This window comes from Ferrimonas kyonanensis DSM 18153, from assembly GCF_000425405.1.
Taxonomy (GTDB): domain Bacteria; phylum Pseudomonadota; class Gammaproteobacteria; order Enterobacterales; family Shewanellaceae; genus Ferrimonas; species Ferrimonas kyonanensis.
The window spans coordinates 103,930-123,817 of sequence record NZ_AUDJ01000024.1 but is presented as its reverse complement, the minus strand read 5'-3'; the positions used below and the strand labels follow the sequence as shown (position 1 = coordinate 123,817).

Below are 19,888 nucleotides of genomic sequence, written 5' to 3'. Positions count from 1 at the left end.
CAGCGTTCAATCTGAGCCATGATCAAACTCTTCAATTAAAAAGTTTTTTGAAGTCCGAAAACTTCGACTCAATGAATTACTGAATTAACTTGTTATAGTCACTCAGTGCAACATTGATATATGAGATATCAATCCTGCGCGAGTGCCCACACAGATTGTCTGACTAATTGTTAAAGAACGTTGCAACCGAACCGTGGTTCCCGTTGCTGAGGCTGCGTATCTTACGCTTTCCTCAATCCCCGTCAAGCGTTATTTTCAAAGGCTTTTCCGAGTGTCGAATTGTTGCTCAGTGTCTTACTCAGTAAGCCGCTGTGCCCCGTCGACAGGAAGCGCATTATAGGGAGCCCCCAGCGGAACGCAAGGGCTATTTGCTGAAAAAAATTCAACTGGCTTTTTTTTGACCTTCAGGCGTAAAACTTACCTTTTTTGTGCTTAGATCACAGGCAAGCGCGTCGAAATCGGCTATTTATGCTACATGGGTCTACAAAGATGTGGACTGAATGTTGTTTAATTACGAAAATCAGTTTCACATTTAATAACTGCCAAGCCATTTTTATCAATTAAGGAAACGACCATGAGTAAAGTATTCCACCTTGGTTTAGACAAAGAGATGCTGCAGGGTGCCAAAGTGGCCATCGTTCCGGGCGATCCAGAGCGTGTGAAGCGCATTGCCGAGCTGATGGAGAACCCCACTTTCCTGGCGGCCACCCGAGAGTTCACCAGCTACCTGGGCTTCCTCGACGGTAAACCTGTGGTCGTATGCTCCACCGGTATTGGCGGCCCCTCTACTTCTATTGCAGTGGAAGAACTGGCTCAATTGGGCGTGAACACCTTCCTGCGTGTCGGCACCACCGGCGCCATTCAGGATTACGTGAATGTGGGTGACGTTATCGTTACCAGTGGTTCAGTTCGCCTCGACGGTGCCAGCCAGCACTTCGCTCCACTGGAGTTCCCAGCCGTGGCCGACTTCGCCTGCACCACCGCTCTGGTTAACGCCGCCAACGAACTGGGTCACGAACCTCACGTCGGCGTTACCGCATCGTCCGACACCTTCTACCCTGGCCAGGAGCGTTACGACACCGTATCGGGTCGGGTCACCAAGCGCTTCCAGGGCTCCATGAAGGAGTGGCAGGACATGGGCGTACTCAACTACGAGATGGAATCCGCCACCCTGCTGACCATGTGTGCCAGCCAGAAGCTGTACGCAGGTTGCGTTGCCGGTGTGATCGTAAACCGCACCCAGCAAGAGATCCCAGACGAAGCCACCATGAAGAAGACCGAGTCTGCTGCGGTTTCCATCGTGGTTGATGCGGCCCGTCGCATGGTTGCCGAAAGCTAAGCCGTTTCGGCTGCGCACATAAAAAAGCTTCGACCCTGGGGTCGAAGCTTTTTTTATCTCTGCGATTCCGTCGTCAGGCCTGAATCGACTGCTGCAGTTCGGTCAACTGCGCCTGAACCCATTTCGGATTGATTGGCCCCCAGTCGGTAATGCGATAGTGGCCGTCATTATGGCGGACGCCATCTTCGACAAACTCAATCTGCACCCCAAGACCCGGCAGCGCCTTAATAATGTCCTGCAGGGTTCGCCGTGGCCAGCCCAGACTCTTCATTAACTCCGGCACACTGGCCTTATCGTGTTGGTCGATCTCATGCAGCAACAGCAAACGGCGGCTGAAGGTTGGATTCAACATGGTGCGCTTTCCTTATTGTGGTTGCCATCCCGACGGCAACACCCTGACTAGGGTCTATCAGATTTCTGTGAAACCAACAATCAATGCTGGCCCAGAGTGACTGGGCCGGCACACTTTAGTGTTCAAAGAACAGGTAGTTCTGCCAACTCTTCATCCGCAGCAATACCCGACGAATGATAGAGACGTGAGTAAAGGTGTCGGAGTAAACCGCGATCTCGGCGTTGGCACCGTCGGGCAGGTCGTACTGACTCAGGTCCTCATTAACCTTAACCTCGACAAAGGCCCGGCCATTCAGGCGGAAGCGCTCGGTGGTAAACAAGGTGCCCTGGGCCTGGAACTGGCCTTCACCAATGTTCGGCATCACCTGACTGACGTCGGCCTTGAATACCCTTCCCGGCACCGCTTCGAAGATCACTTCGGCCTCGAAGCCTTTGCGAATCTTCAGCAGCGACTTCTGGTTAAAGGCACCGATAAAGGCCGAATCCTGGCGGTTGATGAATACCATCACCGGTCGCAGCGGCAGCGGTACCGCCATCATTCCCGGGCGCAGCGCCACCTGGCTGACGTATCCGTCGGTGGGGGCCCGAACCACGGTCTCGCTGAGATCGTATTCCGCCTTGGTCAGCTCTGCCTGGCGGGCTTTCAACTTAGCCTCGGCGGCCAGGTAGAGTTGCTCACGAATGTCCAGTTCCGAACGGGTGAAGGCACCGCCTTTGTCGTAGCCCTCTTTGTACCTCAGGTACTCCCCCTTGGTGCGGTCGCGATCGGCGGTGGCGGCGCGCACGGTGGCGGTCTTCTCGCCCACCACTTCCCGGTAGCGGGTGTCGTCGATGCGAAACAGCACATCGCCCTGCTTAAGCAACACGTTCGGCTGCACCGGCACTTCGGTTACCGGTCCCCGCACCGAAGGCACAATGGGAGTGGTCACAAACACGTGCCGTGCCAATGGGGTAAACGGGTGGTTGTAGTTCATCAACAGCAACAGGGTGCCGATCAGCACCACGCCGCCCAGTACCGCGGTGGGCACGCTCCACTTGTTCAGGGGAATGTTGAATATCTTAAAGATCGCCACACACAGGGCGGTGTAGGTCAGGATCAATAACAGGTCCATATCATTGCTCCTTGTTGTTCATGTCGGCCACCTGCGCCTGCAGGCTGCTGAGCTGCTGCTCCAGTTCGGCCACTTTGACTTCCAGTGCGGCTTCGCTCTCCGCCAGTGCCTTAAAGCCCCAGCCACGCTCTTCGCGATACAGGGTGGCCCAGATCCACAGGAACGGCCAGATGGTATGCAAGGTAAACAGGCTGATCCAGCCGGCGACGTGGATGGCGTCCTGGTGAGGGTGGTTGCGCTTTTTGGAGATTTCGTAGGGGATGTCGTGGATCACGATGACCCCGTAGAACAACACCAATCCCACAAAAAACAACAAACCGAGAGCAAAATAGTCCAAAAACATAAGGCACCTACGGTGAGTTAACGTTTTTTAAACATAACACAATCCGGAATACATACAGCACAAATATGACTATTCAAATGTGCGCTATGCCCTTGCCAAATGCCCCGCGTCGCAGTAATAAAAGTGTCTTGAAAACGCCATCAAATCTATCGATTAATTGCCCTACAACAACGGGCGTAGTTTGACTGAACAACGAGAGAGAATGTCATGAACCAAATTGAAGGATTTCAGGCTGCCGGTCGCTTCTTCGATGACAAACACTTTCCCCGGGGATTCGCCCGATCTGGCCATTTCACCCTGAATGAAGCCGCCTTGCTGGAACACTACGGACAGCGCCTGCGCGCCCTGGCAGAGGGCACTCAGACCCCAACCAGCGCCCAGGAACAACAGTTCGTGGCCGTGGCCAAAGGTGAACGCCCTGCCGACAACAAACTGGAACAGGCCTGGACCAAGTACATTGCCAAAAGCCAGCGTCGTAAGCTGTTTACCATGAGCTCCAAGGCGCCGGTCGCGGGCGAGGAGGAGGATGAGAGTGTCTCCGCCGAGGACGACGACCTCATCGAGTTAGACTAAAAAGAAAAGCCAGCATCATTGCTGGCTTTTTTGATCGTCTCGGCGGCGTTACAGGATGCGCTGACTGCGGCTTAACTGACGCCGCAGGTAGGCGATCTGTCCCTGGTGGTCGAGATCCTTGGGGCAGGTGTCCTGACAACCCAGCAGGGTCATGCAACCGAACACACCATCTTCGTCGCCGATGATGTGGTAGTAGTCGTCGGCGCTGCGCGCATCGCGATCGTCCAGGGCAAAGCGGGCCACCTTGTTAAAGCCAACGGCACCGACAAAGGTTTCGCGCATCTGCGCGGTGGCACAGGCCGACACGCAGCAGCCGCACTCGATGCAGCGCTCTGACTCGTAGATGGCGTCTGCCAGAGCCGGGTCCATGGGGCGCTCCAGCCGGTGCATGTCTTCATTGGCATCGCTGGGCACCAACCAGGCCTGCAACCGCTCCGACAACTGGCGCATGAACTTGCCGGTGTTCACCGACAGATCGCCAATCAGCTCAAAGCCCGGCAGCGGCATCAGGGTGATCACGCCGTCTTTGTAGTTGCTGGTCAGGGTACGGCAAGCCAGCGTCGGCACCCCGTTAATCACCATGGCGCAGCTGCCGCAGATGCCGGCCCGACAGACAAAGTCGAACTGCAACGACGGGTCCTGCTGCTCCCGCAGTTGGTTGAGGGCGATGAACACCGTCATCCCCGGGGCTTCCTGCAACTGGTACTCCTGGGTCATCGGCTTTTCACCCGGCACCTGAGGGTCGAAACGGAAGATGCGGAACGTCAGGATTCGGCTCATGATAGCTCTCCTCGGCGCTGGTTCTTAGGCATAAATTTCTCTGGCAACTGGTAGTCCATGGTCTGCTGCTGGCGCTGGTGTCGATCCTCGAACCGGGCCGCAATGGCCGCCACCTCCGCCTCGCGCTTGTCGGTATCCGGATGGGGGATGGCGTTGTTTTCACCGTAACCCCGATAGCCGGGTGGCAGCTCCATCGCCATCACGTCCAGATCTTCGTACTCCAGTCGCGGCTGGTTGTCCTCACCCCAGAACACCAACGACCGCTTCAACCAGTCACGGTCGTTGCGCTGCGGGTAATCCTCGCGGGAGTGGGCGCCACGGGATTCGGTACGAGCCTCGGCAGCCAACGCCACCGACAGCGCCACCTTAAGCATCTTCTTAATCCGAATCGCCGCCACCAGCTCCGGATTGGCGTGACGCTTCTTATTCATCACCACCAGGTTATCGGAGCGGCGCACCAGTTCGCGCAGCTCCGACACCGCCTTGGCCAGCTCGTCGCCGCTGCGGAAGATTCCCACCTTGTCCATCATGATCGCTTCCATGTGCTCGCGCAGGGCAAACGGGCTTTCCCCCTCTTCACCGGCCAGCAATGCATCGATCTGTTGATTCTGAGCAGACACCGCCTGCTCACCCAGAGCATGGCTCCCCATAGGATAGCTCTGACAGGCGTCGGCCACGTACTCGCCGACGATCATGCCTGCCACTACCGTCTCTGCCAGCGAGTTGCCACCGAGGCGGTTAAAGCCGTGCATGTCCCAGCAGGCGGCCTCGCCCACCGAGAACAGCCCTTTGAGGTGCGGCGCTTCGCCCTGCTCATTGGTGCGAATGCCGCCCATGGAGTAGTGCTGGGTCGGCCGCACCGGAATCCACTCTTCGGCGGGGTCGATGCCGAGGAAGTACTGGCAGATCTCCTGCACCTCGCGCAGGTTCTTTTCGATGTGCTCGCGCCCCAGCAGGGTAATGTCCAGCCACAGGTGCGGGCCGTAGGGGCTGTCCACCCCTTTGCCTTTACGCATGTGTTCGGTCATGCGCCGGGACACCACGTCTCGCGAAGCCAGCTCCTTCTTCTCCGGCTCGTAGTCCGGCATAAAGCGGTAGCCGTCTTTGTCGCGCAATAAGCCCCCATCACCACGGCACCCTTCGGTAGTCAGGATACCGACCGGTACGATGGCGGTGGGGTGAAACTGAATCGCTTCCGGGTTACCCAGCGCCACCTTGCCGGTTTCCAGGGCGATGCCCTGACCGGTGCCTTCACAGATGATGGCGTTGGTGGACACCGACCACAGCCGGCCGTAACCGCCGGTGGCGATGGTGGTGGTACGAGCCAGGTAGGCCACCAGCTCGCCGGTGATCAGATCCCGAACCACGGCGCCGTGGCAGCGCTCACCGTCTTCAATCAGGGCGATGGCTTCTTTGCGTTCGTGCACCGGAATTCCCAGGCTGATGGCCTTGTTGTCCATGGCGTACAGCATGGAGTGGCCGGTGCCATCGGCGGTGTAGCAGGTACGCCACTTCTTGGTGCCACCGAAATCACGGGCGGTGATCAGGCCATGGGCTTCCGCCGGCTCGGTGATGGTGACCTCTTCGGCGTTGACAATGGCGGTGCGATCGCCCTTGTTCACCCGGCTCCAGGGCACGCCCCAGGCCGCCGCCTGGCGCACGGCCTTGGGCGCCACCTGGGCAAACATCCGTGCCACGTTCTGGTCGCAGCCCCAGTCGGAGCCCTTAACGGTGTCATGGAAGTGAACGTCTTCGTTGTCCCCCTCGCCTTTGATGCTGTTGGCCAGGCTGGCCTGCATGCCACCCTGAGCCGCCGCCGAGTGGGAACGTTTGGCCGGGATCAGCGACAACACCAGGGTATCCAGCCCCCGCTCTTTACAGGCAATGGCCACCCGCAGTCCGGCCAGCCCGCCACCAATGACCAGGGCATCGGTATAGATCGTTTTCATTGTTATTGTTCCTTAATTGGGGCTGTAGGGGGTAACGGGGAGAGTCAGCGACTGGCCGACGATCAGCCAGGTCACCAGGCTGGCGGTGCCGATCAGCAGCAGCCACAGGCCGATGGCCAGGGCCAGCTTCTGGCTGACGCCGCGGCTGACTTTGTCACCAAACCATTTCAGTGCCAGTCGGTATACGCCGATGACCGCGTGCAACACCACCGCCGGCATCAGCAGCAGATAGAGCCAGCCAAAGCCCTGCTCGACGATGCGGTAAGCCGACTGGTTGGGACCGATGGCAGCGGGATCGAGCATCACCCCCAGCAGGTGCACCGGCACCAGGAAGAACAGCGAAAAGCCGGTGATCAGTTGCACCAGCCACAAGCGGGTGTCCAGATGCGGAAAGGTCACCGCTTGCTGTTTCAACGCCTTCCATTGACGGTATTTCTGAGGGAAACGTCGCAAGGCGGTGATGGCATGAATCAGCAGCAGCACAAACAGAGTCAGTGCCACCAGTACGGTCAAGGCCGGAAAGCCGTGACCGGCAGGGTCGAGGAAACCCGCCTCGAGAATGCGCACTACCCGGTAAAACGCCTCTTTACCGAACAGAATGCTGGACTCGAAATGCAGGTGGAACAGCAGGAAGGCAGCCAGTGCCGCGCCGGATAGCCCTTGCCAGCGATCCAATCGCGCCGCAGTGCGACCGCTTACTCCTTTAGGGGTCATAGTCAAACCTATTATTGTTGTAGGGTCAGTACGAGGAGCAACAAACATAAAGTCCGAAACCGCACTCGTTAAGGAGTAAAGTGCCATCTATTGATCAAGATCACCAAGCCGAATTCAGCTCATGTGAAATCAATCACAAAAGCCCCGAATTCGAACAAAAGCTCGACGATTCTGCTATTGGCTAAAGGGTTAGACCGCTCGTTGGGTGCAGCCAAGGCCGTTGTCGCATACAATAAGCGCCATTCTCATAGCTTAGATACCGAGCACACTATGCCTTGGATTCAAATCCGCATTAACACCAGCGGCGAGCAGGCCGAAACCATTGGCGACCACCTGACCGAAACCGGTGCCGTCTCCGTGACCTTTGTCGACGCCCAGGACACTCCGGTGTTTGAGCCGATGCCAGGGGAAACCCGCCTCTGGGGTGACACCGATGTCATTGGCCTGTACGACGCCATTACCGACATGAAGCAGATTGTCGCCCTGCTGGAGCAGCAGCCCGAGCTGGGCCAAGGCTTCACCCATAAAGTGGAAGCCCTGGAAGACAAGGACTGGGAGCGGGAGTGGATGGACAACTTCAAGCCAATGCAGTTTGGCAAGCGGTTGTGGATCTGCCCAAGCTGGCACGAAGCCCCGGAACCGGAAGCGGTCAACGTACTGCTGGACCCGGGTCTGGCTTTCGGCACCGGTACTCACCCCACCACCGCCCTGTGCCTGGAGTGGCTCGATGGCCTGGAGATGGCCGACAAGCAGGTGGTCGACTTTGGTTGTGGCTCCGGCATTCTGGCGGTAGCCGCACTGAAGCTGGGTGCCAAGCACTGCGTCGGCATCGACATCGACCCACAGGCCCTGACCGCCAGTAACGACAACGCCAGCCGCAACGGCGTCAGCGATCGGCTGTCGCTGTACCTGCCCAAAGACCAGCCGCAACAGGTGCAGGCCGACGTGCTGATCGCCAACATCCTGGCCGGTCCGCTGCGGGAACTGGCGCCGGTGATCGCCGCGCTGGTGAAGCCCGGTGGCAAGCTGGCCCTGTCCGGTTTGCTGCAAGAGCAGAATGACGACCTTCGCAAAATTTACAGTCAGTGGTTCGAGCTGGATGACACCGCCTTTATGGAAGATTGGTGTCGAATCAGCGGCGTGAAGAAATAACGCCTAAAAAACGACCAGAAAATAGGCCTGCCGAAGTATGTGAGCACCCACTTACTTCGGCCAGCCTGTTAACATTGATGATCCTAGATCAATGTCAAGCAAAAAAATTACTTCTCGTACATTTATTAACCTTCCCACCACTGCCAAAAAGGAGTAACATGCGCTCCCTCGTGAACGTACGAGGAGATTTTTAATCATGCGCATTGGACCCTATCAACTGGACAACCAGCTGATCGTGGCGCCTATGGCAGGTGTTACTGATCTTCCTTTCCGAACGCTGTGTCGCCGATTAGGCGCAGGGTTAGCCGTGTCTGAGATGTTGTCATCGAATCCCAGGGTTTGGGATACGGACAAATCGCGGTCGCGGATGGACCACAGTGGCGAAGATGGAATTCGTTCAGTGCAAATCGCAGGTGCAGAACCAGAGTTAATGGCTCAGGCCGCCCGTTTGAATGTCGAACGCGGTGCCCAGATCATTGACATCAACATGGGCTGCCCGGCAAAAAAAGTGAATAAGAAGATGGCTGGGTCCGCGTTGATGCGGGAACCCGACAGAGTCAGCCGAATACTGGACGCGGTCGTAGGGGCCGTAGACGTACCGGTGACCCTGAAGATCCGCACCGGCTGGGATCCAGAACATCGAAATGGCGTTGATATCGCTCAATTGGCTGAGCAGCACGGTATCGCGGCCTTGGCCGTGCACGGTCGCACTCGACAGTGCATGTACAAAGGGCACGCGGAATACGACACCATCGCTGCCATTAAGCAGTCGGTGTCGATACCGGTAATCGCCAATGGGGACATCGACAGTCCGGAGAAAGCGCGTCAGGTCCTGACCGACACCAACGCCGATGCGATCATGATTGGTCGTGCGGCGCAGGGACGGCCATGGCTGTTTCGAGAGATTGACCACTTTCTTCGCACCGGTACCCAGTTAGCGGCCCCCAATCAGGAAGAAGTGCGGGGCATCATGCTAGAGCATCTGGATACCCTGCACGGGTTTTACGGCGACGAGCGCGGTCTTCGCATCGCCCGTAAACACGTGGGGTGGTATCTGTCGCATCAGCAGCAGGACGCCGTGCGAAGCGATTTTAATCGTTTAGAAAGTGCCACAGCGCAAGTCGAAGCGTTGACGCGTTTTTTTGACCAGGTTTAACAAATTTATTTGAAGAGCAAGGCAGTATGTTTGATCAGCAGAACTCCCATCCAGAAGCACAACTGACAGTAGGCCAAATCGAGACTCCTAACGGTACCGTTAAGCCTCAACTGTTACGCGACTCCGTTAAACGCGCCGTAAGCAATTACTTTGCGCAGCTGGACGGCCAAGAAGCCTCAGAAGTGTACGAGATGGTACTGTGCGAAGTAGAGCAGCCTCTGCTGGACATCATCATGCAGTACACCCGCGGTAACCAGACTCGCGCAGCCAACATCATGGGCATCAACCGTGGTACCCTGCGCAAGAAGCTGAAAAAGTACGGCATGAACTAAGAGCATTGCTCTGAAGTATTGATTCAAAAGCCCGCCCGGGAAACCGTGGCGGGCTTTTTTGCTTTCTTAACCCATATCACCAGCTAGGGGTGAACGGGTTAATCCCACTACTCCTCTCCCAAATAGTTGTCATTATTAGGGTTATGAGCATCTGCCCAGTCATCCATATCGGCATCGTTATTCGGATTATTAATATCCGACCAGATGTCCAATTCATCCTGTGACATTTCTGAGGTATCAGGCATAAAGCCCTCCTTGGTTGTTGGCAATAAATGAACTCGAAACCGGCAATGCAATCCTGGTCATTCCCTCTGCAAACGCCGAATCTCGAGACGAAAGTTCAAATAGGAGCTTGGTGACCCTGGAGTACTGGGCACCGCCAACCGCTTCCCTGACGGAGCAATCAGCACCGGGTGGCGCCCTCGCCTGATGGTCCAGCCCTGGCGGTACAACAGTTGATGCACCAGCAAGTTAATGTCCTTATCTGTACTGTATCTTTTCATCGAGTAACTCCATTCGAGCCCGCAGCCAGCCACGCCATGGAAAACGAACTCTTCCAACGGGTGAATCAGGCTTGGGAAGCATCTGAATGAGTGTGTGGGTAACGCTTGGCAAAGGCCTGTACATTGAAGTCGATAGACTCCAATGCCGCCTCTACGCCAACCTCCAGAACCGGTGGGCTTTGAACCACGCCCTGACAGGCAGCGGAATTTTGATAGAAGCACCCTTGTGGATTCAGCATCAAATAGGACTGCCACATATCGTGGTTGTCTTCGATAGTGACAACGTCAGAAAACGCCGCATGCCGTTCAACATAGGCTCGATACTGGGAAGACGTGACCGTCAACTGGTGGGTGTAAACCGGCAGTACCCGCAGTAATTTCCACCGTTCAGGCTGCAACTGCACGACCATCGACGACATATCTTCTCGCCAATTGAAGGCATTAACGACGGTGTTGATCTTGACCGTTCCGGATGGGTTCGCTTGCCTGTAGGCAGACACAATGTCGCACGCTTTTTCAGGTGATAACCAGGCACCTTTCCGGTCTACCCGTCCGATGCTTTGCGCCAACAGGGCGTCCGACGTGTCCAAACTCAATCCCAGCATGTCTAAATGAGGGCCGATGCGGCGCATCATCGTTGTAGACAGCAGGTGGCCGTTGGTGATTATCGATGTACGAAACCCCAGGGACTTTGCCAGCAGTACGGCTTTGACAAAGCGTCCCCCCAGCATCACCGGTTCGCCACCCGCAAAGTTGATTCTGACCGCGCGATACCCCAAGGCCGTTTTCAGGGCATTACTGGTAAAGAAATAGTTCGACAGTTTACGTAACAGGGATTGGATATCCCCGAAGGAGTGATGTAACTCCGCTTGTGAATCATTGCCTTCCCAGGTGGCATAACAATACTCACAGCGGTAGTTACAGGTTTCGGTCATATGAAAGTTGATGACCATCTCATTCACGCTTGTCATAGTAAGCTCCGTTTGTTGATGACAAACGCAGGTTCACTCAGTGCAATGCACTAACAAGCCATTAATGAAAGAAACTACAGATTTCTGAACTGTTCCAAAAGGTCATCAAACTCAACCGCCTGTCTATGCGCTTTCTCTATATGAAGCCGCAGCGGTTCGACAGCATCATTATCCATTGAAGAGAGCAGCGTCGTGGCCTTATCCAAGTCCCCTTGCAGATAAGCCAGCAACAGATTATCCGCCGGATTTATCGCCGCAGATTGGGCCAGGAGTGCATACATTAAATTCAAGTTGTCTCCCAGCGCCAACTGGGGCAGCACCGAAAACGGGTTAGGCAAGCGATTGTTGTATAGATCAAAATCTCCCGCCAGGGCCAGAGTAAACTCCCGCGCGGCAGAGCTACTGAGGGCGATTCCCATCAAGGAGTTGCTGCCTTCAAACATCGACTGAACAATGCCGGCGCAGTGTTGACGTTGAAGGGACTGGGTAAATATGGCCTTGACCTGTTTGGGGTCAGGAAACACCGCGTTAAGCAGCAGGGCGTTGTACAGCACGGTCAACTGCCCGGGCGCCAGATACAGCGTTTTCCGCTGAACCTTCGACTCCTTCTCTACCTTTATCAAGCCATTACGTACCAATGACATCGCTTTGTTCTTCAACTGAGGGCTCAGCCCGGCCATGTCTAGATCAAACAGCTGCCTGATAGCTTCAGGAATCGTAAGGCGACTAGTCATAGCAGTACGCCCGGTGCAACAAATCGCTCACATCAGTACGTTTCAGCGCCATTTCCCCAATAGACTCATTGGCAATGGCCTTGGCCATCTCAAACCAGCTGCTGCGCACGTAGCGACTCGAATAACAGTCGTGAGACTGTTGGCTGTACTGCACCACCACGCCGATGCAGTACCCGGCCCGCATCGCTTCCGCCAGAGAGGTGTGCACTGCCGCGTACGATGCCGCCTGGTTTTTGCGCTCAAAGATCTCCAACACTTCCCGGCACGACTGCTGCAAAAGCTGAGCATCATCGGCCCCAAATGGCATCTCTTTCGCCTGAAGTGAACCGCTCACCAGCATCAAGGCGACCAACAGGCCGCGTTTAAAGTCAGTCATCAGGCATTCTTCCATGGGTTTTGAGGGAAATTCAGGCTCTTCAGTTTAGAAAGCACGCCTCCCGCATTGTCGGCAGTGCGATTCAAGTCATCGACCGAATCGACCATGTCAGGCTCTGCGGAGGCGACGGGATCGCGACCTTTGCCTTTGTTGAACACAGGAGGCAGCGGGGTCGCAGCATAGACAGTTATGATAATGATCAGGTTAGCGGCAAAGGTGACCAACTCCTGAGCTCGAGCAAAATCACTCAGCTGTAAAGTTCCCTGCATCCACAACACCCGAACCATAACGCCGAACAAAATGAAGGCCATGACCATTACACTGACGGCAACAACATGGACAAAACGGCATATTAACTGCCAGGGGGTCCAGTATTGCGATTTCCCTCTGCTGAAAAATCGCCATGTGACCAACCCGAGCAACAACAGCACCCCGATTTCAGACAAGTCCAGATCACTGATTCCAGAGGCATACTCAAAAAAAGTACCCGGTATCGCAACCAGAGAAACGATCGCTACCACTGCCAGGCAGAAATAAAGGACTAACGTCATCCCTCCGGCCACCAGGTGGCCCAGAAGTACGTCGAGGGTATTCAATATCGATTTCATTTTTCATCCTTGAAGAATGGGGTGGATCGGCCAAACAAAGACACAAGCCACTAAAAATTAATAACTTTTTTAATGGGGTCGTACTCTTGCACAGAACCATAGTCACTTCAAACCAATACTTTCACCTTCGACTCCAATTCAGCAGTAAACCTCTACCAAAGGGGTCCCGTAGCTAAGGGCATGGCCCTGAAGTATTGATTCAAAAGCCCGCCCGGGAAACCGTGGCGGGCTTTTTTGTATCCCACCAATTTATCTGCCTTTTTTCACTCCTACTGGGGTCAATCACTTACGCGCCTGGCAAGCATGCGCCCTTGTGCCCGGCCCGTTGGCGCCGTAGCTTGGATCGGGTCGACAACACCAACACCCCTGGGGTCGACAGCATTGCGGTGATCCTGATGGGCAATACCGCCATCAGTGGCTTTGTGCCGGAACCGATCGACGCTCACCTGTCCCAACCCAGAGCGTTACCTTGAGGTGCAGACCACAAACCCCAGGCTGCACCTTTTTTTTCTTACTCCTGTCGCTCCCAGTTCACCGGTGTTTGCCGTTATAATGAGGCCATTACACTGTGAGGACACGCCACAATGAGCGAACAACTGCCACTGATGCCCGGCTGCGACTTTGTCGAACTGTACAAAGTACTTAAGATTCAGGCCTGGGTCGGCTCCGGAAGCGACGCCAAGCTGGTGATCGCCGAAGGCCTGGTGGAGGTCAATGGCCAGGTGGAAACCCGCAAGCGCTGCAAGCTGGTTGAAGGCGACGTGGTGGCCTTCAATGGCGAACAGGTCAGCATCGGCGCCGCCAGTGCCGAGGCCCGCCCCGCCAGCAACGACAAACCCAAGGTGGCCAGGAAGAAACCTCGCCCCTCTATTCAGTTTTAACCATCGAGTAGGTATCCATGTCTTTTCCCAATGACCCCACCGGCGAACTGCTGCAACTGATGCAAGACGAAGGCATCGATCTCAGCCAGCCCTACATGCTGGACTTCTACGTGCTGTTTGCCGACGAAGCCAAGGGCCAACGTGCCGCCGAGCGGGTCCAAAAAGAGTTTGAGGGCTGTGGCCTGTTTCTGAACCACAACGAACAAAGTGGTGACTGGGAGCTGCGGCTGATCAAAGAGATGGTGCCTGAGCATGGCCCCATCAACGACATCGAAACCACCCTGCAGGCCCTGTGCAAGCAGTACAAAGGCAAGGTGGACGGCTGGGGCATGCTGGAGCCGGAAGACGACGACAGCGACGACGGTCTGGATTAAGACCACTCCACAAAAAAACGCGCCCTTGAGCGCGTTTTTTTGTGCCTGACCAATGGCCTTAGTCGCCCTGGGGCGCCTTCTTCTTGCCGAACGGCACATCACCGACGTCTTTGAGCACAAAGGCGGTCTTCTTGACCTTCTTCGGCGCCGCCGATTTGCGGGCACGAGCCGGTTTAGCCTTAGTCCTGGTCGCCTTATCGCTGGCCTTGGCCGGGGCTTTTTTCGGCTTCAGACCAGTAAACTTGGCCTCCAGCCCTTCCAAGGCGTCAAAGCTCAAGCTGTGACCGAGGAAGCTCTGCAGCGCCATGGCTGCCGCCCAGTCTTTCGGTCCCACCAGAGACACCGCCGCGCCGCTGGCTCCGGCACGGCCGGTACGGCCGACCCGGTGAATGTACTCTTCCGAGTGTTTGGGCAGGTCGAAATTGATCACCAGCTGCACCTGGCTGATGTCGAGGCCGCGGCTGGCCACGTCGGTGGTGATCAGCAACTGCGCCTTACCGGCGGCAAACTCGTCCATGATGCGGTTGCGCGCCGCCTGGTTGAGATCGCCGGACAGGGCCAGAGTGGAAAAACCCTGCTCCGCCAGCCAGTTGGCCAGCCGCTCGGTATCGCCGCGGGTGGCGGTAAACAGCATCGCCTGCTTGTAGTCTCGCTGCTTGAGCAGCGCCATCAGCTGCGCCTGCTTGTGATCCAGGTGATCCGACAGCAGGAAGCTGTGGCTGATGTTGTCATGCATCTGCTGCTCGGCATCGATACGCACTCGGGCCGGGGCCGACAACAGATCGGCGCCAAACTCGTTAACCACGGCGTTATCCAGGGTGGCGGAGAACATCAGCGTCTGCCGACGACGGTGGTCGGCGGCCTTATGGATGGCAGTCAGCTGCTTGGAGAAACCCAGATCCAGCATCCGATCCGCTTCATCCAGAATCAGCATCTCCAGCCCCTTGAGCTCCAGGTGACCGTGCTCCAGGTGATCCGCCAGCCGCCCCGGGGTGGCAATCACAAACTGCGGATCCTTGGCCAGCGCCTTGCTCTGCTGGTTGAAGTCTTCACCGCCGAGGATCAGCACCCCTTTGACGTTGCTGCCGGCGGTGAGGCCGCGCAGTTGACCGTAGACCTGTTTGGCCAGTTCCCGGGTCGGGGCCAAGACCACCACCCTGGGATCGCGCTTGCTGAGCGCCTTTTGCTTGATCACCCTTTGCATCGCCGGCAACAGGTAGGCCAGCGTTTTACCGGACCCGGTTTTGGAGGAGGCCAGCAGATCTTTTCCGGCGATCACCACCGGAATGGCTTGTTGCTGAATCTCAGTGGCACCTTGAAAGCCCTGATGATCCATACGTTCCACTAAGCGCTTATCCAAGCCCAGTTCTTTAAATTGCAAAGGGGTGTCTCCTGCGGGATGTCATAAAGCGCCCAGTATACACCAAACCCGGGCGGAAGTAGGCCATCGGCACCGCCATTGTGGCCCCGAACCCGCCAGCGGACAGAAGCCGCGACTATGGGCGCCATGGGCGCTGGTTATGACCCTGGTCACCATGGTTGTGGTGCCTGAGTCTGGCTGCTACTCTGCCAGCCTTCGTATTCACAACCAACAGCGCCATGTCCTTCGAATCTCTGGTTATTCTTCTACCTCTGTTTGCCGGCTATCTGGTCCCGGTAACCCGCCCGGCCCTGCTGACCGGCATCGATAAGCTGCTGAGTGCCATCGTCTATCTGATTCTGGCGTTAATGGGCCTGTCGCTGGCCCAGGTGGACAACCTGGCTGGCGAGCTGAGCAGCATCCTGCAATTGGTGGCGCTGCTGATTGGCCTGAGCCTGGTGCTGAACCTGGCGCTGTTGCCGCTGGTGGATCGGCGCTGGCCCATGGCCCTGACCCTGAGCAACGGCCAGCAGCCGCTGGCTAAGATGATGCTGGAATCGCTGAAACTGGCGGCGGTGGTGATCGGCGGGGTGGCGCTGGGGCTGGTGCTGCCCATCGGCCATCATGCCATTGAGTCCGGGGCCAACGCCGCGTTGATGCTACTGCTGGGGTTGATCGGCATTCAGCTGCGGGCCTCCAACCTGGGACTGCGAGCCATTTTACTCAACCCCAGGGGGTTGGCCATTGCCGCCATCGTCGCCGGCACCTCGCTGCTGGCCGGCGCCCTGACCGCGCTGATCGCCGGGCTGCCGGTGATTCACGGCGTCACCCTGGCCGCCGGCTTTGGCTGGTATTCTCTCAGCGGCATCCTGATCACCGACGGCCTGGGACCGGTGATGGGGTCGGTGGCCTTCCTGTTCGATCTCAGCCGTGAACTGATCGCCATCGTGATCATTCCGATGCTGATGCGCCGCTCGCCGGCGTCGGCCATCGGCTACGGCGGTGCCACCGCCATGGACTTCACCCTGCCGGTGCTGCAGCAGACCGGCGGCGCCCCGGTGGTGCCGGTGGCCATTGTGTCCGGCTTCCTGCTGAGCCTGGCCAGCCCGGTACTGATCCCGTTCCTGCTGTCGCTGGCGTAGCCACGACAGCATACTGACCCGGCTTACAACCGGGTCAGCTTGAACACCAACTCGTCCAGACTCGCCACCTGCTTTTTCACGAACCTGGGGTTGTCCGCCAGCACGTCGCTGCGCTCCAGCAACTCCACCTCAAACAGGCCCTCGCTGTGCTGTCGCACCCAGGACTCGGTCACGCTGAACGGCGGGCCGGACAACTGCTGCTGCGGGTAATCCAGGGTGATCAGCAATCCGGGGGTGCCGGCGGGCAGCAGGCTGGCCAGGTGCTGCCAGTAACGCTGCCGCATCGGTTCCGGCAAGGCGATGAGGGCGGCGCGATCGTAGAAGGCGGTCACCGGTTTGATGTGCTCAGGGCTGAGGGCAAACAGGTCGCCCCGCCACAGCTCGAACGGGCCGTCGCAGAAACGAGTCAGCTCGCCGTGAGTGTCGGAGACGGGCTCGAGCTGTTGTTCGTTAAAGAAGCTGCGCACCGCCGATTCACTGAGTTCGCTGCCGACGATGTCGTCGCCCAGCGACGCCAGCCAGACCATGTCCAGCGACTTGCCGCACAGGGGCACCAAAACCCGGCCCGGCGAATGAGAAATCGCGGGCCAGTGGCGTTTTAGAAAGGGATTTATGTCGTCCTGATGAAAGCCGATAAGCTGGCGGTCCCACTTATCGTGCCAAAATGCTGCGTCCATTTTTTTGCCAATCCTGCTAGAAACAAGCCTGGCACCTTAACGGCTCTGTCAGCGGTTGTACACTACCACTCCTGATCCAATACGATGCGAACCTTCTCCAGCCACTTGCAGTTGTCGCAACTGCAGGCTCGGCGAGACAGGTGTGCCGGGGTCAACTGGGCTTCGACATAGTCACAGGCCTGAGTCAGTTCACGGCGGAACGCTTTCAGGGGTTTGGTTTCGTTGGCCACCAGCTCGTCGTTATGGTTCAGCCATTTGCATTCCATACCCTGGTGACAGTAGATGCAGCGTTCGTCCACCGGGTTATAAAACACCGCGTGAGGACAAAAACGCACATCCATATTATCCCGCATTTTGTTGCGCGGATATTTTAACAATTCAATCAGCTCGGCGACTTTGGGCGCGGCTGCAACGTCGGCCATCTCTAGCCCTCCCGTGTTACAATGCGGATCCAATCATCACACAATCGAACTCGAATCCATTGATTTCGATCAAAGAAGTGAACGCTTCTATGTGGCGGTTACAAAGCTGAACAGGGAAGAAAAGCGTAACTTAATCGGACAAATCGTCACGATGGCCAGTAAAACAGGGAGTTCCATGGCAGACACGGCGCCGTTACAGCAATTTTACATCGCCGAAGAACAGTCGATTTATCTTCTTGGTCACCACGATGCCCAGAAGCTGAAGCAGTGGTTACGGCTGTGTGAAAAGCAGCTGGCCCGACTCGGCTACCGCCACATCCGCTTCGTCGGCAAGGGGGTGTATGGCTTCGTCTTTGCCGGTCGCCACCCCAATGGCCAGGAACAGGTGTTTAAATTCTCTCGCATCACCCTACCCGCCCATCTGCAGGCGCGGCTGGAGGAGGAAGCCTGGATGCTGGAGCAGGTCGACCACCCCAACATTCCCAAGCTGATCCGCTACCAGCAGCTGAAACTGCAGGGGATCATGGTGATGACCCTGGCCCCGGGCCGGGATCTGGCCCAGCTGGCCCTGCGCTGTGGCCCCCTGCCCCTGAGCTGGCTGGCCCCCATCGCCCAGCAACTGGCGCAACTGCTGCGCTACCTGAGGCAGGATCTGCCCCGCCCCATCGTCCATGGCGACATCAAGCCCTCCAACCTGGTGTTTGATCCCAGCAACCATCACCTGTCGCTGATCGACTGGGGCTCGGCGGTGTTTGCCCAACAGGACGCCAGCGGTGAGCCCATCGCTCAGACCGGCCTGGGGGTGGGCGGCGAGCCGCTGCGCAGCAACGCTCGCATGGGCGATCTCTACTTCATCGGTGCCGAGCAGTTGGCGGGCAACAGCTCGTCGCCGCGGTTCGATGAACAGGGGGTGGCCGGCACCCTCTACTCGCTGGCCTCGGGACTGCCGGCCCGCTTCGGCAACAGCGTGTTGCCCGCCGCCAGCCTGGGGTTGCCCAAGGCCCTGGCAGACACCCTGGATGCCATGCTCAGCGACGACCCCATTCGCCAGCGCCAGGGCGGCGACCATTTCATCGACCGCCTGACCCGGGGCCCGGCCTGGCAGCCGCCGTCGCAGGCCGAGCCTGCCATCACTGCGCAACTGCCGGTGTGGGTACACCAGTTCGGTCACGCCATCGATACCGTCGCCTACAGTTCGCGCAAATCGTTTCTGCAGCAACACCTGAGCCCCGGCAGCCGGGCCCCCAGCGGCGATCTGCAGATCGACCGCTACTACCGCGATTACCTGGTGGGCATGGGCGACTGCGAAAAGGCGTTTGTCACCGCCGTAGGGCGCCTGGGCGAGTTTCCAATCCTGGGCGGGCTGGCGCTGCACTGGCACGGCGGCGGGGTCGCCATCGACTCCAGCCTCAACCTGTTTGACCCAACCTTAAGGGCACCCTTTGCCCATGCGGTCAACAACCTGGTGCGGCTGGCCCAGTCGATTCCCCATCATGGGGTGTTCAAAGCCTGCTTCTTTAACGCCCGCGATACCCTGCACATCGAGCGGGACAACGACCGCCTGCCGTTTCAGCCAGCGCCGGAGCAGGCGATCCCGTTTGAGGTGGCCGAGGTGCCGGAGCTGGAGGACAAAACCCGGCTGCACAGCTACTTCGAAGATGGCCGCGACCCGGACGAAAACCTGTCCCTGCCCGCCGGCATCATGGCCGAACTGGGCCGCCTCAACGACATTCACCACACCGGCTGCATCATCTTCGAAGTGCTGCCCACTCACCTGAAACTGCACAGCTACCTGAAACTGCTGGATCCGCAGCGGCAGCAGGAGTTCAGCCAGTGCCTGCAGCGGATCCTGGCCCAAGTCAGCCAGATTCAGGAGCAGGGGATCTCCGGCTTTATGAAGCTGCCCTATAAGAACACCCGCCACTTCGTGCCCCGGCCACGTCATCCGGTGCACTACCTGACGCCGCCGCGCACCACCCTGGCTCGGCTGCGACAGCCCAAGACATAAAAAAACGCGCCATCGGGCGCGTTCTTCTGTG

At 57.5% G+C, this 19,888-nt stretch carries 24 protein-coding genes and 1 pseudogene; 10 read left to right on the top strand and 15 right to left on the bottom strand.

Features of this window, described 5'->3' with window-relative positions:
• The first annotated feature begins 574 nt into the window (after window positions 1-574).
• Window positions 575-1,339, top strand: coding sequence for a uridine phosphorylase (gene udp, locus H598_RS0109915; RefSeq protein ID WP_028112889.1), 765 nt, complete (start codon window positions 575-577; stop codon window positions 1,337-1,339).
• Window positions 1,340-1,412: 73 nt separating this feature from the next.
• On the opposite strand, the gene H598_RS0109910 is transcribed toward udp, so the two are convergent.
• From H598_RS0109910 to H598_RS23930, 3 genes are all read right to left on the bottom strand, one after another.
• A complete protein-coding gene (locus H598_RS0109910) occupies window positions 1,413-1,691 on the bottom strand; it encodes a helix-turn-helix domain-containing protein (protein ID WP_028112888.1) in 279 nt (92 codons plus the stop codon).
• A gap of 115 nt (window positions 1,692-1,806) precedes the next feature.
• Window positions 1,807-2,802: an HlyD family secretion protein gene (locus tag H598_RS0109905; protein WP_028112887.1), complete on the bottom strand. Its 996-nt coding sequence runs from the start codon at window positions 2,800-2,802 to the stop codon at window positions 1,807-1,809.
• Window position 2,803: 1 nt separating this feature from the next.
• Window positions 2,804-3,145, bottom strand: coding sequence for a DUF3302 domain-containing protein (locus tag H598_RS23930; RefSeq protein ID WP_035415772.1), 342 nt, complete (start codon window positions 3,143-3,145; stop codon window positions 2,804-2,806).
• 207 nt (window positions 3,146-3,352) lie between these two features.
• Between H598_RS23930 and H598_RS0109895 the strand changes: the two genes are divergently transcribed.
• Complete coding sequence (locus H598_RS0109895; RefSeq protein WP_028112886.1) at window positions 3,353-3,718, top strand: MaoP family protein; 366 nt, start codon at window positions 3,353-3,355, stop codon at window positions 3,716-3,718.
• Window positions 3,719-3,766: 48 nt separating this feature from the next.
• Here H598_RS0109895 and H598_RS0109890 read toward each other — a convergent pair whose 3' ends face one another.
• From H598_RS0109890 to H598_RS0109880, 3 genes are read right to left on the bottom strand one after another with little or no spacing between them, the layout of a single operon-like run.
• Window positions 3,767-4,498, bottom strand: a complete 732-nt coding sequence (locus H598_RS0109890) for a fumarate reductase iron-sulfur subunit (RefSeq protein WP_028112885.1) — start codon at window positions 4,496-4,498, stop codon at window positions 3,767-3,769.
• Window positions 4,495-6,447: a fumarate reductase flavoprotein subunit gene (locus H598_RS0109885; RefSeq protein WP_028112884.1), complete on the bottom strand. Its 1,953-nt coding sequence runs from the start codon at window positions 6,445-6,447 to the stop codon at window positions 4,495-4,497. Before H598_RS0109885 ends, H598_RS0109890 begins: the two co-directional genes overlap by 4 nt.
• A gap of 12 nt (window positions 6,448-6,459) precedes the next feature.
• Window positions 6,460-7,161, bottom strand: a complete 702-nt coding sequence (locus tag H598_RS0109880; RefSeq protein WP_028112883.1) for a fumarate reductase cytochrome b subunit — start codon at window positions 7,159-7,161, stop codon at window positions 6,460-6,462.
• A 270-nt stretch (window positions 7,162-7,431) separates the two neighbouring features.
• Here H598_RS0109880 and prmA point away from each other — a divergent pair, with 270 nt between their 5' ends.
• The 3 genes from prmA (at window position 7,432) to fis (ending at window position 9,801) form a co-directional block, all read left to right on the top strand.
• On the top strand, window positions 7,432-8,313 hold the full coding sequence (gene prmA / locus H598_RS0109875; protein WP_028112882.1) for a 50S ribosomal protein L11 methyltransferase: 882 nt from the start codon (window positions 7,432-7,434) through the stop codon (window positions 8,311-8,313).
• 196 nt (window positions 8,314-8,509) lie between these two features.
• The gene (gene dusB, locus H598_RS0109870) at window positions 8,510-9,469 is read left to right on the top strand and encodes a tRNA dihydrouridine synthase DusB (protein ID WP_028112881.1); all 960 of its coding nucleotides are present in this window, start codon (window positions 8,510-8,512) and stop codon (window positions 9,467-9,469) included.
• A 26-nt stretch (window positions 9,470-9,495) separates the two neighbouring features.
• On the top strand, window positions 9,496-9,801 hold the full coding sequence (fis, locus tag H598_RS0109865) for a DNA-binding transcriptional regulator Fis (RefSeq protein ID WP_028109733.1): 306 nt from the start codon (window positions 9,496-9,498) through the stop codon (window positions 9,799-9,801).
• A 107-nt stretch (window positions 9,802-9,908) separates the two neighbouring features.
• Here the strand turns inward: fis and H598_RS26750 are convergent, their stop codons facing one another.
• The 6 genes from H598_RS26750 to H598_RS0109840 form a co-directional block, all read right to left on the bottom strand.
• A complete protein-coding gene (locus tag H598_RS26750) occupies window positions 9,909-10,046 on the bottom strand; it encodes a hypothetical protein (protein WP_169629245.1) in 138 nt (45 codons plus the stop codon).
• Window positions 10,047-10,103: 57 nt separating this feature from the next.
• Window positions 10,104-10,304 (bottom strand): hypothetical protein, encoded by a 201-nt coding sequence (locus H598_RS25965; protein ID WP_084144409.1) that lies wholly within the window; start codon window positions 10,302-10,304, stop codon window positions 10,104-10,106.
• Window positions 10,305-10,369: 65 nt separating this feature from the next.
• The gene (locus H598_RS23925; protein WP_035415771.1) at window positions 10,370-11,275 is read right to left on the bottom strand and encodes a viperin family antiviral radical SAM protein; all 906 of its coding nucleotides are present in this window, start codon (window positions 11,273-11,275) and stop codon (window positions 10,370-10,372) included.
• A 74-nt stretch (window positions 11,276-11,349) separates the two neighbouring features.
• Entirely contained in the window at window positions 11,350-12,009 is a 660-nt protein-coding gene (locus H598_RS23920; RefSeq protein WP_051252638.1) for a hypothetical protein, read from the bottom strand.
• Window positions 12,002-12,385 carry a hypothetical protein gene (locus H598_RS25520; protein ID WP_051252637.1) on the bottom strand — a complete coding sequence of 128 codons (384 nt, stop codon included), beginning with the start codon at window positions 12,383-12,385 and terminating at the stop codon, window positions 12,002-12,004. Before H598_RS25520 ends, H598_RS23920 begins: the two co-directional genes overlap by 8 nt.
• Window positions 12,385-12,993 carry a hypothetical protein gene (locus tag H598_RS0109840; RefSeq protein WP_028112880.1) on the bottom strand — a complete coding sequence of 203 codons (609 nt, stop codon included), beginning with the start codon at window positions 12,991-12,993 and terminating at the stop codon, window positions 12,385-12,387. Before H598_RS0109840 ends, H598_RS25520 begins: the two co-directional genes overlap by 1 nt.
• A 338-nt stretch (window positions 12,994-13,331) precedes the next feature.
• Here H598_RS0109840 and H598_RS27100 point away from each other — a divergent pair, with 338 nt between their 5' ends.
• The 3 genes and pseudogenes from H598_RS27100 (at window position 13,332) to H598_RS0109825 (ending at window position 14,248) form a co-directional block, all read left to right on the top strand.
• On the top strand, window positions 13,332-13,466 hold the full coding sequence (locus H598_RS27100; protein WP_281171307.1) for a hypothetical protein: 135 nt from the start codon (window positions 13,332-13,334) through the stop codon (window positions 13,464-13,466).
• A 111-nt stretch (window positions 13,467-13,577) separates the two neighbouring features.
• A pseudogene (locus tag H598_RS23910) lies at window positions 13,578-13,796 on the top strand (RNA-binding S4 domain-containing protein); the annotation flags it as partial.
• 95 nt (window positions 13,797-13,891) lie between these two features.
• Window positions 13,892-14,248 (top strand): ribonuclease E inhibitor RraB, encoded by a 357-nt coding sequence (locus tag H598_RS0109825; protein ID WP_028112879.1) that lies wholly within the window; start codon window positions 13,892-13,894, stop codon window positions 14,246-14,248.
• A gap of 58 nt (window positions 14,249-14,306) precedes the next feature.
• On the opposite strand, the gene H598_RS0109820 is transcribed toward H598_RS0109825, so the two are convergent.
• Entirely contained in the window at window positions 14,307-15,629 is a 1,323-nt protein-coding gene (locus tag H598_RS0109820) for a DEAD/DEAH box helicase (protein WP_028112878.1), read from the bottom strand.
• A gap of 218 nt (window positions 15,630-15,847) precedes the next feature.
• Here H598_RS0109820 and H598_RS0109815 point away from each other — a divergent pair, with 218 nt between their 5' ends.
• Entirely contained in the window at window positions 15,848-16,750 is a 903-nt protein-coding gene (locus tag H598_RS0109815) for a LysO family transporter (RefSeq protein ID WP_028112877.1), read from the top strand.
• A 23-nt stretch (window positions 16,751-16,773) separates the two neighbouring features.
• On the opposite strand, the gene H598_RS0109810 is transcribed toward H598_RS0109815, so the two are convergent.
• The gene (locus tag H598_RS0109810) at window positions 16,774-17,427 is read right to left on the bottom strand and encodes a thiopurine S-methyltransferase (protein WP_028112876.1); all 654 of its coding nucleotides are present in this window, start codon (window positions 17,425-17,427) and stop codon (window positions 16,774-16,776) included.
• A 62-nt stretch (window positions 17,428-17,489) separates the two neighbouring features.
• A complete protein-coding gene (locus H598_RS0109805; protein ID WP_028112875.1) occupies window positions 17,490-17,849 on the bottom strand; it encodes a hypothetical protein in 360 nt (119 codons plus the stop codon).
• A gap of 175 nt (window positions 17,850-18,024) precedes the next feature.
• On the opposite strand from H598_RS0109805, the gene H598_RS0109800 reads away from it, so the two are divergent.
• Window positions 18,025-19,857 carry a serine/threonine protein kinase gene (locus H598_RS0109800; RefSeq protein ID WP_028112874.1) on the top strand — a complete coding sequence of 611 codons (1,833 nt, stop codon included), beginning with the start codon at window positions 18,025-18,027 and terminating at the stop codon, window positions 19,855-19,857.
• Window positions 19,858-19,888 lie beyond the last annotated feature (31 nt).

What these genes read in the sequence shown, in the direction of transcription:
- udp (WP_028112889.1), top strand. Translation starts at nt 575, where the DNA reads ATGAGTAAAGTATTCCACCTTGGTTTAGACAAAGAGATGCTGCAGGGT.
- dusB (WP_028112881.1), top strand. Translation starts at nt 8,510, where the DNA reads ATGCGCATTGGACCCTATCAACTGGACAACCAGCTGATCGTGGCGCCT.
- H598_RS0109885 (WP_028112884.1), bottom strand. Translation starts at nt 6,447, where the DNA reads ATGAAAACGATCTATACCGATGCCCTGGTCATTGGTGGCGGGCTGGCC.
- H598_RS0109840 (WP_028112880.1), bottom strand. Translation starts at nt 12,993, where the DNA reads ATGAAATCGATATTGAATACCCTCGACGTACTTCTGGGCCACCTGGTG.
- H598_RS0109890 (WP_028112885.1), bottom strand. Translation starts at nt 4,498, where the DNA reads ATGAGCCGAATCCTGACGTTCCGCATCTTCCGTTTCGACCCTCAGGTG.
- H598_RS0109800 (WP_028112874.1), top strand. Translation starts at nt 18,025, where the DNA reads ATGGCAGACACGGCGCCGTTACAGCAATTTTACATCGCCGAAGAACAG.
- H598_RS23930 (WP_035415772.1), bottom strand. Translation starts at nt 3,145, where the DNA reads ATGTTTTTGGACTATTTTGCTCTCGGTTTGTTGTTTTTTGTGGGATTG.
- H598_RS25965 (WP_084144409.1), bottom strand. Translation starts at nt 10,304, where the DNA reads ATGAAAAGATACAGTACAGATAAGGACATTAACTTGCTGGTGCATCAA.
- H598_RS23925 (WP_035415771.1), bottom strand. Translation starts at nt 11,275, where the DNA reads ATGACAAGCGTGAATGAGATGGTCATCAACTTTCATATGACCGAAACC.
- fis (WP_028109733.1), top strand. Translation starts at nt 9,496, where the DNA reads ATGTTTGATCAGCAGAACTCCCATCCAGAAGCACAACTGACAGTAGGC.
- H598_RS0109825 (WP_028112879.1), top strand. Translation starts at nt 13,892, where the DNA reads ATGTCTTTTCCCAATGACCCCACCGGCGAACTGCTGCAACTGATGCAA.
- H598_RS0109905 (WP_028112887.1), bottom strand. Translation starts at nt 2,802, where the DNA reads ATGGACCTGTTATTGATCCTGACCTACACCGCCCTGTGTGTGGCGATC.
- H598_RS0109805 (WP_028112875.1), bottom strand. Translation starts at nt 17,849, where the DNA reads ATGGCCGACGTTGCAGCCGCGCCCAAAGTCGCCGAGCTGATTGAATTG.
- H598_RS0109880 (WP_028112883.1), bottom strand. Translation starts at nt 7,161, where the DNA reads ATGACCCCTAAAGGAGTAAGCGGTCGCACTGCGGCGCGATTGGATCGC.
- H598_RS0109895 (WP_028112886.1), top strand. Translation starts at nt 3,353, where the DNA reads ATGAACCAAATTGAAGGATTTCAGGCTGCCGGTCGCTTCTTCGATGAC.
- H598_RS25520 (WP_051252637.1), bottom strand. Translation starts at nt 12,385, where the DNA reads ATGACTGACTTTAAACGCGGCCTGTTGGTCGCCTTGATGCTGGTGAGC.
- H598_RS26750 (WP_169629245.1), bottom strand. Translation starts at nt 10,046, where the DNA reads ATGCCTGATACCTCAGAAATGTCACAGGATGAATTGGACATCTGGTCG.
- prmA (WP_028112882.1), top strand. Translation starts at nt 7,432, where the DNA reads ATGCCTTGGATTCAAATCCGCATTAACACCAGCGGCGAGCAGGCCGAA.
- H598_RS23920 (WP_051252638.1), bottom strand. Translation starts at nt 12,009, where the DNA reads ATGACTAGTCGCCTTACGATTCCTGAAGCTATCAGGCAGCTGTTTGAT.
- H598_RS0109815 (WP_028112877.1), top strand. Translation starts at nt 15,848, where the DNA reads ATGTCCTTCGAATCTCTGGTTATTCTTCTACCTCTGTTTGCCGGCTAT.
- H598_RS0109810 (WP_028112876.1), bottom strand. Translation starts at nt 17,427, where the DNA reads ATGGACGCAGCATTTTGGCACGATAAGTGGGACCGCCAGCTTATCGGC.
- H598_RS0109910 (WP_028112888.1), bottom strand. Translation starts at nt 1,691, where the DNA reads ATGTTGAATCCAACCTTCAGCCGCCGTTTGCTGTTGCTGCATGAGATC.